General features: G+C 41.3%; 14 protein-coding genes and 1 riboswitch. Of the genes, 10 read left to right on the top strand and 4 right to left on the bottom strand.

Annotated features, from left to right (window positions below):
• Positions 1 to 53 precede the first annotated feature (53 nt).
• Entirely contained in the window at positions 54 to 1,967 is a 1,914-nt protein-coding gene (locus tag ACN6MY_RS16475) for an ATP-dependent DNA helicase (RefSeq protein ID WP_419881164.1), read from the top strand.
• A gap of 453 nt (positions 1,968 to 2,420) precedes the next feature.
• Here the strand turns inward: ACN6MY_RS16475 and ACN6MY_RS16470 are convergent, their stop codons facing one another.
• On the bottom strand, positions 2,421 to 3,575 hold the full coding sequence (locus ACN6MY_RS16470; protein ID WP_419881163.1) for a GNAT family N-acetyltransferase: 1,155 nt from the start codon (positions 3,573 to 3,575) through the stop codon (positions 2,421 to 2,423).
• Between the two features lie 30 nt (positions 3,576 to 3,605).
• Positions 3,606 to 3,758: a hypothetical protein gene (locus tag ACN6MY_RS16465; RefSeq protein WP_419881162.1), complete on the bottom strand. Its 153-nt coding sequence runs from the start codon at positions 3,756 to 3,758 to the stop codon at positions 3,606 to 3,608.
• A gap of 105 nt (positions 3,759 to 3,863) precedes the next feature.
• Between ACN6MY_RS16465 and ACN6MY_RS16460 the strand changes: the two genes are divergently transcribed.
• The gene (locus tag ACN6MY_RS16460) at positions 3,864 to 5,384 is read left to right on the top strand and encodes a carboxypeptidase M32 (protein ID WP_419881161.1); all 1,521 of its coding nucleotides are present in this window, start codon (positions 3,864 to 3,866) and stop codon (positions 5,382 to 5,384) included.
• 53 nt (positions 5,385 to 5,437) lie between these two features.
• On the opposite strand, the gene ACN6MY_RS16455 is transcribed toward ACN6MY_RS16460, so the two are convergent.
• Positions 5,438 to 5,608, bottom strand: a complete 171-nt coding sequence (locus ACN6MY_RS16455; RefSeq protein ID WP_419881160.1) for a hypothetical protein — start codon at positions 5,606 to 5,608, stop codon at positions 5,438 to 5,440.
• Positions 5,609 to 5,968: 360 nt separating this feature from the next.
• On the opposite strand from ACN6MY_RS16455, the gene ACN6MY_RS16450 reads away from it, so the two are divergent.
• The 5 genes from ACN6MY_RS16450 (at position 5,969) to ACN6MY_RS16430 (ending at position 10,465) form a co-directional block, all read left to right on the top strand.
• Complete coding sequence (locus ACN6MY_RS16450; protein ID WP_419881159.1) at positions 5,969 to 6,892, top strand: SDR family oxidoreductase; 924 nt, start codon at positions 5,969 to 5,971, stop codon at positions 6,890 to 6,892.
• Between the two features lie 244 nt (positions 6,893 to 7,136).
• Positions 7,137 to 7,238: riboswitch (purine riboswitch) on the top strand.
• Between the two features lie 133 nt (positions 7,239 to 7,371).
• Complete coding sequence (locus tag ACN6MY_RS16445) at positions 7,372 to 7,965, top strand: xanthine phosphoribosyltransferase (RefSeq protein WP_419881158.1); 594 nt, start codon at positions 7,372 to 7,374, stop codon at positions 7,963 to 7,965.
• Positions 7,962 to 9,272 (top strand): nucleobase:cation symporter-2 family protein, encoded by a 1,311-nt coding sequence (locus ACN6MY_RS16440; RefSeq protein WP_419881157.1) that lies wholly within the window; start codon positions 7,962 to 7,964, stop codon positions 9,270 to 9,272. Before ACN6MY_RS16445 ends, ACN6MY_RS16440 begins: the two co-directional genes overlap by 4 nt.
• 160 nt (positions 9,273 to 9,432) lie before the next feature.
• On the top strand, positions 9,433 to 9,570 hold the full coding sequence (locus ACN6MY_RS16435) for a hypothetical protein (RefSeq protein WP_170846119.1): 138 nt from the start codon (positions 9,433 to 9,435) through the stop codon (positions 9,568 to 9,570).
• A gap of 121 nt (positions 9,571 to 9,691) precedes the next feature.
• Positions 9,692 to 10,465, top strand: coding sequence for an SDR family NAD(P)-dependent oxidoreductase (locus ACN6MY_RS16430; RefSeq protein ID WP_419881156.1), 774 nt, complete (start codon positions 9,692 to 9,694; stop codon positions 10,463 to 10,465).
• Positions 10,466 to 10,701: 236 nt separating this feature from the next.
• Here the strand turns inward: ACN6MY_RS16430 and ACN6MY_RS16425 are convergent, their stop codons facing one another.
• Positions 10,702 to 11,166, bottom strand: coding sequence for a chemotaxis protein CheX (locus ACN6MY_RS16425; RefSeq protein WP_419881155.1), 465 nt, complete (start codon positions 11,164 to 11,166; stop codon positions 10,702 to 10,704).
• Between the two features lie 599 nt (positions 11,167 to 11,765).
• Between ACN6MY_RS16425 and ACN6MY_RS16420 the strand changes: the two genes are divergently transcribed.
• The 3 genes from ACN6MY_RS16420 (at position 11,766) to ACN6MY_RS16410 (ending at position 13,704) form a co-directional block, all read left to right on the top strand.
• Positions 11,766 to 12,854: a type III polyketide synthase gene (locus ACN6MY_RS16420; RefSeq protein ID WP_419881154.1), complete on the top strand. Its 1,089-nt coding sequence runs from the start codon at positions 11,766 to 11,768 to the stop codon at positions 12,852 to 12,854.
• The gene (locus ACN6MY_RS16415) at positions 12,854 to 13,390 is read left to right on the top strand and encodes an isoprenylcysteine carboxyl methyltransferase family protein (protein WP_419884191.1); all 537 of its coding nucleotides are present in this window, start codon (positions 12,854 to 12,856) and stop codon (positions 13,388 to 13,390) included. The genes ACN6MY_RS16420 and ACN6MY_RS16415 overlap by 1 nt, the downstream gene beginning before the upstream one ends.
• 170 nt (positions 13,391 to 13,560) lie before the next feature.
• The gene (locus tag ACN6MY_RS16410; RefSeq protein ID WP_419881153.1) at positions 13,561 to 13,704 is read left to right on the top strand and encodes a hypothetical protein; all 144 of its coding nucleotides are present in this window, start codon (positions 13,561 to 13,563) and stop codon (positions 13,702 to 13,704) included.
• Position 13,705: the final 1 nt, after the last annotated feature.

The raw sequence follows: 13,705 nt of genomic DNA, 5'->3' as shown, positions 1-13,705 counted from the left end.
TTATTCGTACATTTTTGGACTATGTTCCGATTGAGATAGAAGGGGAGAACGCAATGCTGCAAACACTGCCTTTTCAGGTAACAAAAGAAGATTCATTTTATGACAAGCTATCAGAGTGGATCGGAGACGTTTTTTACGATATTCTGCCTGAAAAAGGGTTTGAACTACGTGATGAACAGGTTTTTATGGCATTTCAGCTTGAAAAAGCTTTTAAAGAAAAAGGTGTCATATTCTCAGAAGCAGGAGTAGGCACAGGAAAAACGCTTGCCTATTTGCTTTATGCCATTTGTTATGCACGTTACACCAATAAGCCTGCCATTATTTCCTGTGCAGATGAAACGCTGATTGAACAATTGGTCAAAGAAGAAGGAGACATCCAAAAACTGAAGGAAGCATTGAATCTTGAGGTGGATGTGCGGCTTGCCAAATACCATGATCAATACTTATGCCTCAAAAAGCTTGATCATGCTGTCACACATGAAGACTCCGAAGCAATTGATCAATTATATGATGAACTGCCCAAATTCGTTCTAAATGGTTCTTCTATGGCTTCTTATACTCCTTATGGCGACCGTAAGCAGTATCCTTACATGAGTGATGAAGATTGGGGAAAAGTCGGCTGGGACCAGCTGCAGAATTGCTTTACCTGCGATAAACGCCAACGGTGCGGCCAGACATTATCAAGAGATCATTACCGCAAATCTGCTGATTTGATCATTTGTTCCCATGATTTCTTTATGGAGCATGTCTGGACTAAGGAGAAACGCAAGCGTGAAGGACAGCTGCCGCTTCTTCCAGAACACAGCTGTGTGGTTTTTGATGAAGGGCATTTGCTTGAATTTTCGGCACAAAAAGCATTGACCTATAAAATTGGGGAATCTACACTATCCACAGTACTTCAATCGCTGATAGCTAATGAAGTACGTGAAGAAACATTGTATGTAATTGAAGATCTGATCGACCTTAATGAAGAATTCTTTATCCTGCTTGAGTCGGCAGCCATTCAAGTACCTGGCTCCAACCGTTATGAGCTTCCGGAATCAGAGGCAATCACGGAATTTGCAGGAAGGCTTCACAAAAAGGTGGAAGAACTGGAAGAAAGCCTGGTCTTTGAAGCTGAATTGTATACAATCAATGAATATGATTTAAAAGTGACAGAAGAATACCTGGAGCAGCTTGGATATTCGCTTTCTCTTTTCTTGAATAACAGACAGGCTGTAACATGGTTTGAAGATCATGACAGCACAAAAACGCTTGTTATTATGCCAAGGCTCGTACAGGAAATACTGGCAGAAGAAGTTTTTTCAAAAAGCATGCCGTATATCTTTTCATCAGCAACACTTTCGGATAATAAATCATTTGATTATATTGCTGACAGTCTTGGCATAAAACAATATTCAAGTTTTTCTGTTGAATCTCCTTTTGATTACGATGAGGTCATGGAAATTTCCATTTCTTCTGCAGATGCAGGGGACAATACCGCCAAAATGGAATATACCCTTGACAGCATTGAAGCAGCAGGGGGCAGGACGCTTGTGTTATTCAAATCAAAGGAAGATCTTCAATGGTTTAAAGAGCATAGTGAAGAAGGCGCCTATCCTTTTTATTTCGAGGGTGATTCGGAAATCAGCGAACTTGTGAAAAGGTTCCAGGAAAATGAAGCATCTGTACTGTTTTCTTACCATCTTTGGGAAGGGCTTGATATCCCTGGCGATTCATTGAAGAATGTTGTGATTTTTTCACTTCCGTTCCCTCCTCATGATCCTGTTTTCCAGGCAAAACGAAAAGCTGCCGGAAATCCTTTTGAAGAAGTGGACATGCCTTACATGCTGCTGCGACTAAGACAGGGTATGGGAAGATTGATCAGGACATCGGAAGATTCAGGAACCGTTCATATTTTAACTGAAAACAGCCTGCCGGAAATTGTACTTAACCAAGTAAAAGCTGTTTTGCCGATTTCACTTTAACACCGGGATTTCCCGGTGTTTTTTTAGATTTTTAACAGTGGGATTAATAGATTATCTCCATTTTTTTAAAAAAGCCAGATGCCTTAAAAAGGATTTGACCTTGTGAAGTTGATAAATATTTTAGAACCAGGCTGATTGGAGCGGGTATGCCAGACTCCAGCGGGATCTCCGGGACAGTGGGGGATTCCCATGAGCCATGAGCATAATTAACTTCAATTGAAGCTGATGAAAAATAAGAATTGTTAACATGAACAAAAGCCGCAGTTATTCCTAAATATGGAACAATTGCGGCTTTTATGTATTTCGGCCTTCCAGAGACCAAATGGGATGCCTAGCTTTTTAAAAACACGTTAATGGTATCTGCTGATTTCTGCTAGTAAACTTTTTCTGCAGGGGTTTCGGAAACACTAATTACAACGCCAGCATGCCAAAATCTAGATAAGCATAAAGCTGTTAAAAAAAGTCATAGAAAAATGGCTTATAATCTGGAAGAATATCCTGAAAATCCTGTACGGTCTGTTGAGATCCTGAAACAAGGCCAGCATCAAAAAGCTCTAAGGGAGTTTTATAGCCCAGCAGAATGGCAGTAAGCTCATTGATGGAGAGGGATATTCCCTCCATATCCCCATTTTTGGTTTCTATATGGTCTTTTTTGATAACAAAAGATTTTTGATTGCCGTCAAGAATAGAATCCTTTAAATGAAGGGCGATTTCTTTTTGTCCGCTGCTCCACTGAAAAGGGTATTGCCTTAAAAATGATTCTGCATGAATGATCCTTGCCATGAAATAGGGAGTCAGTTTTGCAGGAACCCTCGGTTCAGGAAGGATATGAAAAAGAGGTTCGTTTTCATGAGCTGTAATGGAGACCTCATCAACCATTGAGTCATGCTGGCAGATAAAATTCCATAACCCAACCCGTGCTTCTGGGGTTAAGGAGACAAATTCAGACACATTCATTTTATGTTCACCAATGCGGTACAATAGGTATCCAAGAGGTTCATTGTGATTATCATAAAAAACGGCGGCATGCTGTGTATCATATACAGAACGAAGCCACCAAGATGTAGTGCGGACCAGCATGCCGGGGTGCTGCTTTGCATACTGATTGTATATATGCTCTATTTCCTGAGGGTGGCTATCTTTTGTATACCGTTTAATTTCTCCTGCCTCTTGCTTCTTCCGCACAAGGTCACCTTTGGATAAAGTGATTTTGAGCCGGTTCGAGAAAAGCTCCCAGCCATATTTTCTGTAAAAAGGAACAGAAAAGGGATGCAGCATGGAGAGGGCATATCCCTCGCTTTGCATTTTCTCTAAAATAAAGCGGAGAAGCTCATTGACATATCCTTGCCTTCTATATTCAGGGTATGTGGCCACACCTGCCAGGCCGCCCATTTTCAATGTTCTGTCCCCTAAAAATACTTCAAGAGGCAAAAAATGAAATTTTGCCGCAAGCTGGTTATTTTCGTTTATTCCGTATACCAGATGATGTTTCTTCATTGTTTCAATTTGCCCGGCAATTTGATCTTTATTTACAGTATATTGAAAGGCATACTCCGAAAGCTGTATGGCCTCCATAAATTGATTTTCCTCAATGCGTTCGATTTTCATTTTTTCCCCCTTGATTTTAAAGTTGCTTGTTCAGGATAATCTTGTTTCGTCTTCGTTCTCTTCCTCCAATTCGGCACAGGAGAAGCAAATCAGATTTTTATTAAACAATATGCCATCCAAAAAACCGTTTCTGCAAAATATCTTTTCTCCGCACCGGGTGCACAAACCAATAAACTCAATCATTGAAAAACCCCTCCCTTATCTGATTTTTCTGAACAAAAACAAAAATGGCAATTATTGTTCTATTATATGTTAAAATACAGGTTGAAAGCAAAAGGGGGAAAATCAATGTCACTGGCAATCGAACATACGAAAAAAGAGTTTTTGGCATACATAAAAAAAATTTCCGCTTATAATGAAGCACTTGCCCTCATTTATTGGGACCTTCGTACAGGAGCACCGAAAAAAGGGGTTGAACAGCGGTCAGAGGTTATCGGCATGCTATCTTCTGAAGTATTCAGCATGACTACAAGCAAGGAGATGGCTCATTTCATCGCAAACCTTTCTTCTGAAGAGGCGAAGGGGCAGCTATCGGATACTGTCAATAAAATGGTTGAAGAATGCAAAAAAGATTATGAAAAAAACAAAAAAATTCCATCAGATGAGTATAGGGAATTTGTCATCCTTCAATCAAAATCAGCCAGTGTGTGGGAAGAAGCAAGGGAAACCTCGGACTTTGCGATGTTCCAGCCATATCTTGAAAAAATTGTTCAATATACACGCAGATTTGTTCAATACTGGGGATACGAAGGAAATCCTTATAATACTTTATTAGATATATATGAACCAGGAATGACTGTAGAAGTACTCGATAAAGTATTTGGGGAGCTTCGGGAGCGGATTGTCCCGCTGGTCAAGAAAATCTCTGAAAGCACAAATCAGCCGGAAATCGAATTCCTGTATAAGCATTTTCCTAAAGAAAAACAGGAAAAATTCAACATTGAGATTTTAAAACAGCTTGGGTATGACTTTGAAGCCGGCCGTCTTGATGAAACCGTACATCCTTTTGCAACTGGCATAAATACAGGTGATGTCCGTGTTACAACACGCTATGATGAAAATGACTTCAGGGGTGCCATATTTGGAACCATCCACGAGTGCGGGCATGCCATTTACGAACAGAATATTTCAGAGGAATTAACCGGGACACTGCTTGATTCGGGGACATCCATGGGGATTCATGAATCACAGTCCCTATTCTTTGAAAACTTTATTGGACGGAACCTGCACTTTTGGAAAAAACAGTACTCCTTGCTTAAGCAGTATGCCGGGGAACAATTCGATGCTATAGAGCTTGATGTTTTCTATCGTGGCATAAATGAGTCAAAGCCTTCTTTCATCCGTATCGAAGCAGATGAACTGACATATCCTCTGCACATCATGATCCGATATGAAATTGAAAAAGCTTTGTTCAATGGAGAACTGGAAGTAAAGGATCTGCCTGGCGTCTGGAATGAAAAATATAAAGAATACCTTGGAATTACACCAGAAAATGATGCCATGGGCGTCCTTCAGGATGTTCATTGGTCTGACGGAAGCTTTGGATATTTTCCGTCTTATGCACTTGGGTATATGTATGCAGCCCAATTCAAACATGCTATGCTGAAGGACATTCCAAATTTTGATGAGCTATTGGAACAAGGCAGCATTGCCCCAATAAAAAAATGGCTGAATGAAAAAGTACATCAATATGGAAAAACAAAAAAACCTCTGGAAATTTTGAGTTCTGTGACAGGAGAAGGACTAAATGTCCAATATCTGATTGATTATTTAGAAGAAAAGTACGGACAAGTTTACAAGCTGAATTAAGAGAGAGAGAAAAGTGCAGAATTGATTTCTGCACTTTTTTACATCCTTTAAAGCTAGATGACAGGGTAATATTGCTCATATCTTGGATTAGTGAAGAAAGGCGGCCTTTTGCCGATTTTTGGTATTGTCCATGAATGGGCATTATCAATATATAAGATTATTTCTTTTTCTGTTGATTGATTGATTAATAATAATTTCACCTCTCGGCTGAAATAGTGCTGCATACAATTTCCTCCCCGGAAAGTAATTTCTCCATTCATATTATTCTGCTGCTGGAGATAGGATCCTTCTTTGTTATGTATACCGGAACCATTGTTAAGTCAGGTTGATTGGAGCGTAAGGTACGAGTCTCCTGAGGGATGCTCACCGCCCGCCCCGCGGAAAGCGAGCATCCTGGAGAGTAAAACAACCACATGGTTCATTAGCAGCAGCGTTTACGAAAACAGCCTTACAAAAAGATAAGAACGCCTGAAATTCTCATTTTCTCTCTAGTTAAAAATGAAAATATAATAAATGCCGCAGTCACGCAAAACTCTCAGTCTGCATATGTTATCCCAAATTGGGCGTTAACCTGGAGGGATAGGATGTCTAAAGAAAATAAAAAGGAGAATCATGGTTATCCCTTGTATCCTAATTACGGGAAAATAACCCGATATGAAGATGTTGCGCTTACTGTGCCGGAGCAGCGGCAGATGAGGCAGCCTGGAAGTGAAGGTCTTATGGTGCCGAGGCCAATTATTGAAAACCCTAATTACGTTTCAGCCGGCAAACTGAAGGGAAGGGCGGCTCTGATCACGGGCGGCGACAGCGGAATTGGAGCCGCTGCAGCCATTGCCTTTGCAAAGGAGGGCTGTGATGTAGCCATTTCATATTTGGATGAACAGGAAGATGCGGACAGGACGAAAAACAGGATCGAAGAGCTTGGACAGAAGTGCCTGCTGCTGCCAGGGGACTTAAGGGAAAAAAAGCAATGCATCGATATCGCGGAGAAAACCATTGAAGCATTCGGGAGGCTTGATGTCCTATGCAACCATGCGGGAATCCAGTTTCAGCAAACAAGCCTCACAGACATAACTGACGAGCAATTTGACGATACATTCAAAGTGAATATTTATTCTCATTTCTATACAACCAGGGCAGCCCTGCCTTATATGAGGGCAGGAAGTTCCATCATAAATACTGCTTCAGTTGTCGCCTATTATGGTCATGAACAATTGATAGATTACACAGCGACTAAAGCAGCCATCGTCGGTTTTACCAGGTCATTGGCCAATAATTTAGTCAAAAAAGGCATCAGGGTAAATGCGGTTGCACCTGGCCGTATTTGGACGCCACTGATTCCTTCCAGTTTTTCTGCAGACCAAGTCCCGCTCTCGGGAAATCCGATGGACCGCCAAGGCCAGCCGTTTGAACTTGCGCCTACCTATGTGTATCTGGCCTGTGATGATTCGAGATTCGTCACTGGCCAGACTCTCCATGTGAATGGAGGGCAAGTCACATCCTCTTAACCGGGCAGTTTGGATTGTCTTTGTGCCGGCCAAGTGATGAGTGAGAGGCAAGGCAAGGGAGTTTCATATGGATGAATAAGAAGGATGGCAGCTGACAGGCAATAGTAAGTCTCCGCATAATGACTGTTATCAGGCATGCGGAAAATTATAGGGTTTCCCGCAGTGGAAAAGCCAGATGGCAGGAATTTTCATCAAAAGCTCTTTTCAAAGCGAATATTTGCTGATATAATCAACTACATTGTTAATCTATTCGTATAGTTTCACTCATATAATAGCAGGGATATGGCCTGCGAGTTTCTACCGGATTGCCGTAAATAATCCGACTATGGGTGGGTAATATCTCTGCAGCTAAAGCAGCCCTGATGGGGCATGCTGTTTTTAGAGCTCAAGAAGTATTGCGCCACTCACGCAGTGGTGCAAATGCTTCTTGAGCTTTTTTGCTATATGAGAAATTGAATTCATCACGGGAGGTTTTTTGCATGGAAGCACTAAGAAAGAAAATCGAAAAAGAGGGACAGGCACTTTCAGAAAATATACTGAAAGTAGATTCTTTTTTAAATCATCAAATGGATCCTGTGCTGATGAAGGAAATTGGCCAGGAATTTGCCAGCAGGTTTCAGGGACGAGAGATCACAAAGGTGCTGACAATCGAATCTTCTGGAATTGGCCCTGGACTTATGGCCGCTTTGGAGCTTGGCGTCCCTATGATCTTTGCCAGGAAAAGAAAGTCCCTTACATTGACAGATGATCTGCTTACAGCCAGTGTGCATTCTTATACAAAAAATGAAACCAATGATATTACGGTATCTTCAAAGTATATAAAGAAAAATGACAAGGTGCTCATCATTGATGACTTCCTGGCAAACGGACAGGCCGCGCTTGGTTTAATAGAGGTTTGTGAAAAAGCTGGCGCGATAGTTGCCGGTATTGGAATCGTAATTGAAAAATCCTTTCAAGATGGCGGGAAGCGTCTTAGAGAAGGGGGCTATCAAGTGGAATCACTGGCAAGGATAGGACAATTAAATGTTGGGGAAATTTTATTTGAATCAGAAAAGGAGATGCATAAAGCATGATGAATCAAAAAATGAAAATCGCATCCCTTGGGCTTCAGCACGTTTTAGCGATGTATGCAGGTGCCGTCATCGTTCCCCTGATAGTCGGTGCAGCGCTAAAGCTTACGCCTGAGCAGCTCACCTATCTTGTGTCAATTGATATTATGATGTGCGGGGCAGCCACACTTCTGCAAATTATAAAAAACCGGTTCTTTGGAATTGGCCTGCCAGTTGTTCTCGGCTGTACTTTTACTGCGGTGGGGCCGATCATTGCTATAGGAGGACAGTATGGAATCAGTTCCGTCTATGGAGCCATCCTTGTTTCAGGAGCATTTGTCTTTATAATAAGCAAATTTTTTGGAAAGCTTGCCAGATTCTTTCCACCGGTCGTCACAGGTTCAGTGGTGACAATCATCGGCATCACCTTGATTCCTGTTGCGATGAATAATGCGGCGGGCGGACAGGGTGCTCCTGATTTTGGTGCACTTGATAATATTGCCCTGGCTTTTTGCACTTTACTTTTTATCATTATTCTTTACAAATTCTTCACAGGATTCATTCGTTCGATTTCCATTTTGCTTGGTCTTGCAGCAGGGACTTTTGCGGCCTTCTTTATGGGGAAAGTGGATTTTTCAGCTATAGGACAAGCATCTATCCTGCACTATCCTAAACCATTTTATTTTGGAATGCCCACTTTTGATGCAACAGCTATCCTGACAATGATTTTAGTTGCGCTGGTTAGCCTAGTGGAATCTACAGGCGTATATTACGCAGTAGGCGATATATGCGGGAGTCAGGTCAAACAAGAAGATTTGGCAAAAGGATACCGGGCAGAAGGCCTTGCGATCATGCTTGGGGGATTGTTTAACGCATTTCCTTATACGGCATATTCCCAAAATGTCGGATTACTTCAGCTATCCGGTGTCCGAAGCAAAAATGTGATTTATACAATGGGAACAATGCTGATACTTATTGGCTTTGTACCGAAAATCGGAGCTCTGACTACCATCATCCCATCATCAGTCCTGGGCGGTGCAATGATTGCCATGTTTGGAATGGTTGTGGCTTCAGGCATTAAAATGCTAAGTAAAATTGAATTTGCTTCACAGGAAAATCTATTGATTGTTGCATGCGCCATTGCTATGGGAATGGGAGTTACAGCTGTACCTGATTTATTCGCAAAGCTTCCAGAGAGCCTTAAAATCCTCACTGGTAACGGAATTGTTGCAGGAAGCCTGACTGCAATCCTCCTGAATATCATATTCAATATTATTCCATCAGGGGTAAAATTGAAACAAATACAATTTGCAGAACGCAAGGCTTCTTAATATCTGGCTCTATTTAAAAAAAATTCCCGCCTAACTAGATTAGGCAGGAATTTTTTTATGCACAGTTTTCGGAAATCAGTAAAAATTTCACACAATATGGCAACGGCTATTAAAGTGCTGAATATAATAAAAGAATATCTAAGAAATGAGAGTGAAGAGAATGGAGAAAAAATACTGCAGACACTGCAAAACGCTTTTGAACGATGAACAATATTGCCATGTTTGCGGCAAAGCAGACTTTCAGAAAATCATCATAGAGGTTCAAAATGGCTCCTCTTCTGCTAAGGAAATAGAGTAGATCGGAGAAAAGGGGTAATTGCGTGTTAAAAACGTCTACCGGGGTAATGTTTTGTGTACGAGGTGGGGCAGTTAATGGTTAAATGGAGTATACACATTATTCCATAGGGAGGTTATTTAACATGCATGTTCCTTCATTTCGTTTAGATGGCAAAACGGCAGTCATTACAGGGGCAGGGAGAGGAATAGGAAAAGCCCTTGCAGCAGGATTTGCCAAAGCAGGTGCAGATGTAGCTATATTATCAAGAACTGAAGAAGACCTTTTAGATACAGCCGAATTAATCAGGCAAGCTGGAAGGAAGGCGATACCTGTTGTAACAGATGTAACAGACCGGGGACAGGTACAGCATGCGTTTGAAAAAATACTGGAGTCAGTACCGAAGATAGATATACTTGTCAACAATGCTGGAATGAATATTCGTTCTAAAGCATTTGATGTAACAGATGATGAATGGCAGACGATTATGGACACGAACTTAAAATCTGCGTTCATGATGTCACAGGAAGCAGGCAAAATCATGAAACAGCAGGAAACGGGAGGAAGCATTCTCTCTATTGCTTCAGTAGGCGGCCTTGTGGCATTGCGTACAGGCGTGGTTTATGCGGCAACTAAAGCAGCACTCATTCAAATGACAAAGGTGCTTGCCATGGAATGGGGAAGCGACAATATCCGTGTCAACAGCATAGGACCATGGTATTTCAAAACACCGCTTACTGAAAAGCTTTTAAACGATAAGCAGTATGTAGAGGAAATACTTGCTGTAACACCATTAAAAAGGATTGGGGAGCTGCCGGAATTAATAGGGCCTGCCGTGTTTTTCTCCAGTGATGCAGCAAGCTATATTACCGGGCAGACATTATTTGTAGACGGCGGAATGACCATTCATGGTTTTTAACTTATAATAAAATGTAAAGTTATAGTACTTTAATAGAGCCATATAAAAAAGAAGCTGCGCTGCTGCAGCTTCTTTTTTATATAGGCTCTTTAACGTTAGTATTTTAAATGAGTTCTGTAAGGCGATTTCAATATTAAAACAGGTTGATTGGAGCATAAGGTGCGAGACTCCTGGAGCGGATATCAACCACTTTGTGAACGGATTATGGAGTGTAAGGCATTCTTGCCGCGGATGGTTCAGGCTGCTTCTTCTGTTTCAATAATCAGCACAATGTCAAGGCTACCTGTATGTTCAATATTGACAGGGAGAACAATTGCCTTTTCAAATCCATACATTTTTGTGGTCCCGACAAGGACTGTCGGAGGAGTAATATCCATTTCCATGCTGTTGGCTGCTGTATGTGTTGCTAAATTGCCCGCAATCATGTTGCCCAGCTCTGCAGAAAATGATTCAAGCATTTCACCCTGAAGAGGCATGCCGAACATCAGCTCAGCAATTTTACTCATGATTTCCTCATTGGCTTCAATAATAAGCCTGCCTCGTACATCACCGGTCATTCCTATTAGAACACTTAAGGAAGCTTGCTCGAGCGGCTGTCTCAATAAAAATGGATCCCCAAATGAAATCCCTGCAGGAATCACTGATTTTACTGCTGAAATTGTCCCATTTAATACGCTTGCTGCATGTGCTGTAACTGCCATCGAAATTCCCCCATTTATATATATAAATAATAATAGCAAAAAATAGAGGGTTTGGTCCCGGAAAACCAAAATATTTTGGAAGAAAAACAAAAATATGGATAACACTCTTAGGTTTTGGCTTGAAAGTCTTGTTTTTTCTGTAACTTCAGCATTTTTGTGAATGGCTCTTTTCTTAAAGATTGTTGTTTTTTAATATGTTCTGTGAAGCGATCCTGTTGTTAAACCGGGTTGATTGGAGTGTAAGGTGCGAGACTCCTGTGGGATTAGCGGGAAGGTGAGACCCCGCAAGCGCAGCTGAGGAGGCTCACCATCCGCCCCACGGAAAGCGAGCATCCTGGAGCGGAAATCAACCCCTTGTTCCTTAGCAACAAACTTTACGAAAACAGCCTTTCTTAAAGATTGTTATTTTTAATGAGTTCTGTGAGGCGATACCGATGTTTAATCGGGTTGAATGGAGCGAGCATCCTGGAGCGGAAATCTGCCGCCTTGTTCCATAGGTCCAAAGTTTACGAAAACAGCTTTGGAAAGAAATGTTTGAAGAGGCACGAAAACGGCCATCATAATGGAAGCTTTAAAATAATGCATAAAGGTGTGGAATTATGCCATATATTCTCTCAAGCGCACACAGTAATCTTCCAAACAGCATTGCACAGGATACCGTCATGGACTTTTCGCGCAGCATCTTTGGATCAGCATTTAAAGATATTGAGCGATTGCTGAAGGCATTCAAAAATGGAGAAATAGAAAACCGTTATTTTGCATGTGATTTAGATTGGTTCAATAGTGATCATACCTTTCAGGAAAAGAACGAGAAATATATTGAACTTGCTGCTGAATACGGGGCTCAAGCCATTCAAAAATGCCTGGATAATCCATTGTTTTTAAGTGAAGGGATTAATATAGAAGAAATTGATGCCTTTTTCTTTATATCCAGCACTGGCATTTCAACACCATCGGTAGACGCTATCATTATGAATCAGCTTCCTTTTTCTCCTCACACAAAAAGAATACCCATCTGGGGATTGGGCTGCGCTGGAGGGGCATCAGGCCTATCCCGGGCATTTGAGTACTGCAAGGCTTTTCCTGAAGCAAAGGCATTGGTGCTGACAGTGGAGCTCTGCAGCCTGACTTTTCAAAAAAATGATATTTCCAAAAGTAATTTGATCGGCACCTCCCTATTTGCAGATGGAACCGCATGTGCTTTGGTATGTGGAGACGAATCAGGCGGCAGGGAGGTTTCCCTGCTTCCAGCTGTCCCTGAGATCCTTGGCACACAATCGACTTTAATGCCGCGATCCTTAGATGTGATGGGCTGGGAAATGAAAAATGAGGGTCTTCATGTAGTTTTTTCAAGGGATATTCCTTCCATTATCAAAAACTGGCTAAAGCCAAATGTCGAGGAATTTTTATCCGGATCAAAAACAGAATTGCACGATATCAGCCATTTCATTGCCCATCCGGGCGGTAAAAAAGTCATTTCAGCCTATAAAGAGTCATTGGATTTTACAGAAGAAATGACTGAAACCTCAATGGATATTTTAAAGAAGTTTGGAAATATGTCTTCTGCCACGATTCTTTATGTATTAGAAAGGTTTATGGAAAAACAGATTCCAAAAGGAGAGAATGCATTGGCAGCAGCACTTGGGCCTGGGTTTTCATCTGAACTTCTGCTTATGAGGTGGCAATGATGGTTTTTCTTATTTTTATCATTGTTGTCGGAGTGCAGAGGCTGACGGAACTATTTATTGCCAAACGCAATGAGCAATGGATGAAAAGCCGCGGAGGAGTTGAATTTGGTGCTTCCCACTATCCCTGGATGGTTGCCATGCACATAGGTTTTTTTGCTGCTCTTATACTGGAAAACGTTTTTTTAAATAGAGGTGTATCGGATTTGTGGCCATTATGGCTCGGCCTATTTTTCGCAGCCCAGGCAGGAAGGATTTGGGCTCTGTCTTCCCTCGGGAAATTCTGGAACACTAAAATCATTGTGCTTCCGAATGCCAGGGTAGTTGCCAAAGGGCCGTACAAATGGATGAAACATCCAAATTATGTAATTGTAGCGGCGGAAATCATCGTGATTTCTCTCTTGTTTAATGCTTATTTAACAGCCATTGTATTTACTGTACTGAATTATTTTATGATGAGGGTGCGGATTCCGCTGGAGGAAAAGGCATTAAAGTCATTAACAGAATATGAAGCTGTATTTAAAAGCCCAAATAGCTGAAACCGATACAAGACACTGGCCCCTACTGTTAAACAAGGATAAAATCGGAGAGAAAACAATTACCCTGAAACTTCTTGAAATTGATATACTCCCGTGTTACACTTTAATTGAAGATGAAAATTATTCTCATTTAAACGCACAGTGTATCTTAAAAGGGATGGTGATTATGAATGATCTGGTTTTTCCTTCTATTGACTGTCATTACATATAGCATGGTTATGAAATATGTGCTCAAAAATATTCGGCACCAGGATAATATAATTGAAAAAAACAGCAATGAAAATGAACGGTTTGCTGCAGCAGCAGCCAGGTGAT

This window comes from Peribacillus sp. B-H-3 (assembly GCF_048572925.1).
Classification (GTDB): domain Bacteria; phylum Bacillota; class Bacilli; order Bacillales; family DSM-1321; genus Peribacillus.
This window is presented reverse-complemented; position numbering and strand designations above follow the sequence as displayed.

What these genes read in the sequence shown, in the direction of transcription:
- ACN6MY_RS16455 (WP_419881160.1), bottom strand. Translation starts at nt 5,608, where the DNA reads ATGCAGCACTATTTCAGCCGAGAGGTGAAATTATTATTAATCAATCAA.
- ACN6MY_RS16420 (WP_419881154.1), top strand. Translation starts at nt 11,766, where the DNA reads ATGCCATATATTCTCTCAAGCGCACACAGTAATCTTCCAAACAGCATT.
- ACN6MY_RS16450 (WP_419881159.1), top strand. Translation starts at nt 5,969, where the DNA reads ATGTCTAAAGAAAATAAAAAGGAGAATCATGGTTATCCCTTGTATCCT.
- ACN6MY_RS16430 (WP_419881156.1), top strand. Translation starts at nt 9,692, where the DNA reads ATGCATGTTCCTTCATTTCGTTTAGATGGCAAAACGGCAGTCATTACA.
- ACN6MY_RS16415 (WP_419884191.1), top strand. Translation starts at nt 12,854, where the DNA reads ATGGTTTTTCTTATTTTTATCATTGTTGTCGGAGTGCAGAGGCTGACG.
- ACN6MY_RS16470 (WP_419881163.1), bottom strand. Translation starts at nt 3,575, where the DNA reads ATGAAAATCGAACGCATTGAGGAAAATCAATTTATGGAGGCCATACAG.
- ACN6MY_RS16440 (WP_419881157.1), top strand. Translation starts at nt 7,962, where the DNA reads ATGATGAATCAAAAAATGAAAATCGCATCCCTTGGGCTTCAGCACGTT.
- ACN6MY_RS16475 (WP_419881164.1), top strand. Translation starts at nt 54, where the DNA reads ATGCTGCAAACACTGCCTTTTCAGGTAACAAAAGAAGATTCATTTTAT.
- ACN6MY_RS16445 (WP_419881158.1), top strand. Translation starts at nt 7,372, where the DNA reads ATGGAAGCACTAAGAAAGAAAATCGAAAAAGAGGGACAGGCACTTTCA.
- ACN6MY_RS16465 (WP_419881162.1), bottom strand. Translation starts at nt 3,758, where the DNA reads ATGATTGAGTTTATTGGTTTGTGCACCCGGTGCGGAGAAAAGATATTT.
- ACN6MY_RS16425 (WP_419881155.1), bottom strand. Translation starts at nt 11,166, where the DNA reads ATGGCAGTTACAGCACATGCAGCAAGCGTATTAAATGGGACAATTTCA.
- ACN6MY_RS16460 (WP_419881161.1), top strand. Translation starts at nt 3,864, where the DNA reads ATGTCACTGGCAATCGAACATACGAAAAAAGAGTTTTTGGCATACATA.
- ACN6MY_RS16435 (WP_170846119.1), top strand. Translation starts at nt 9,433, where the DNA reads ATGGAGAAAAAATACTGCAGACACTGCAAAACGCTTTTGAACGATGAA.
- ACN6MY_RS16410 (WP_419881153.1), top strand. Translation starts at nt 13,561, where the DNA reads ATGATCTGGTTTTTCCTTCTATTGACTGTCATTACATATAGCATGGTT.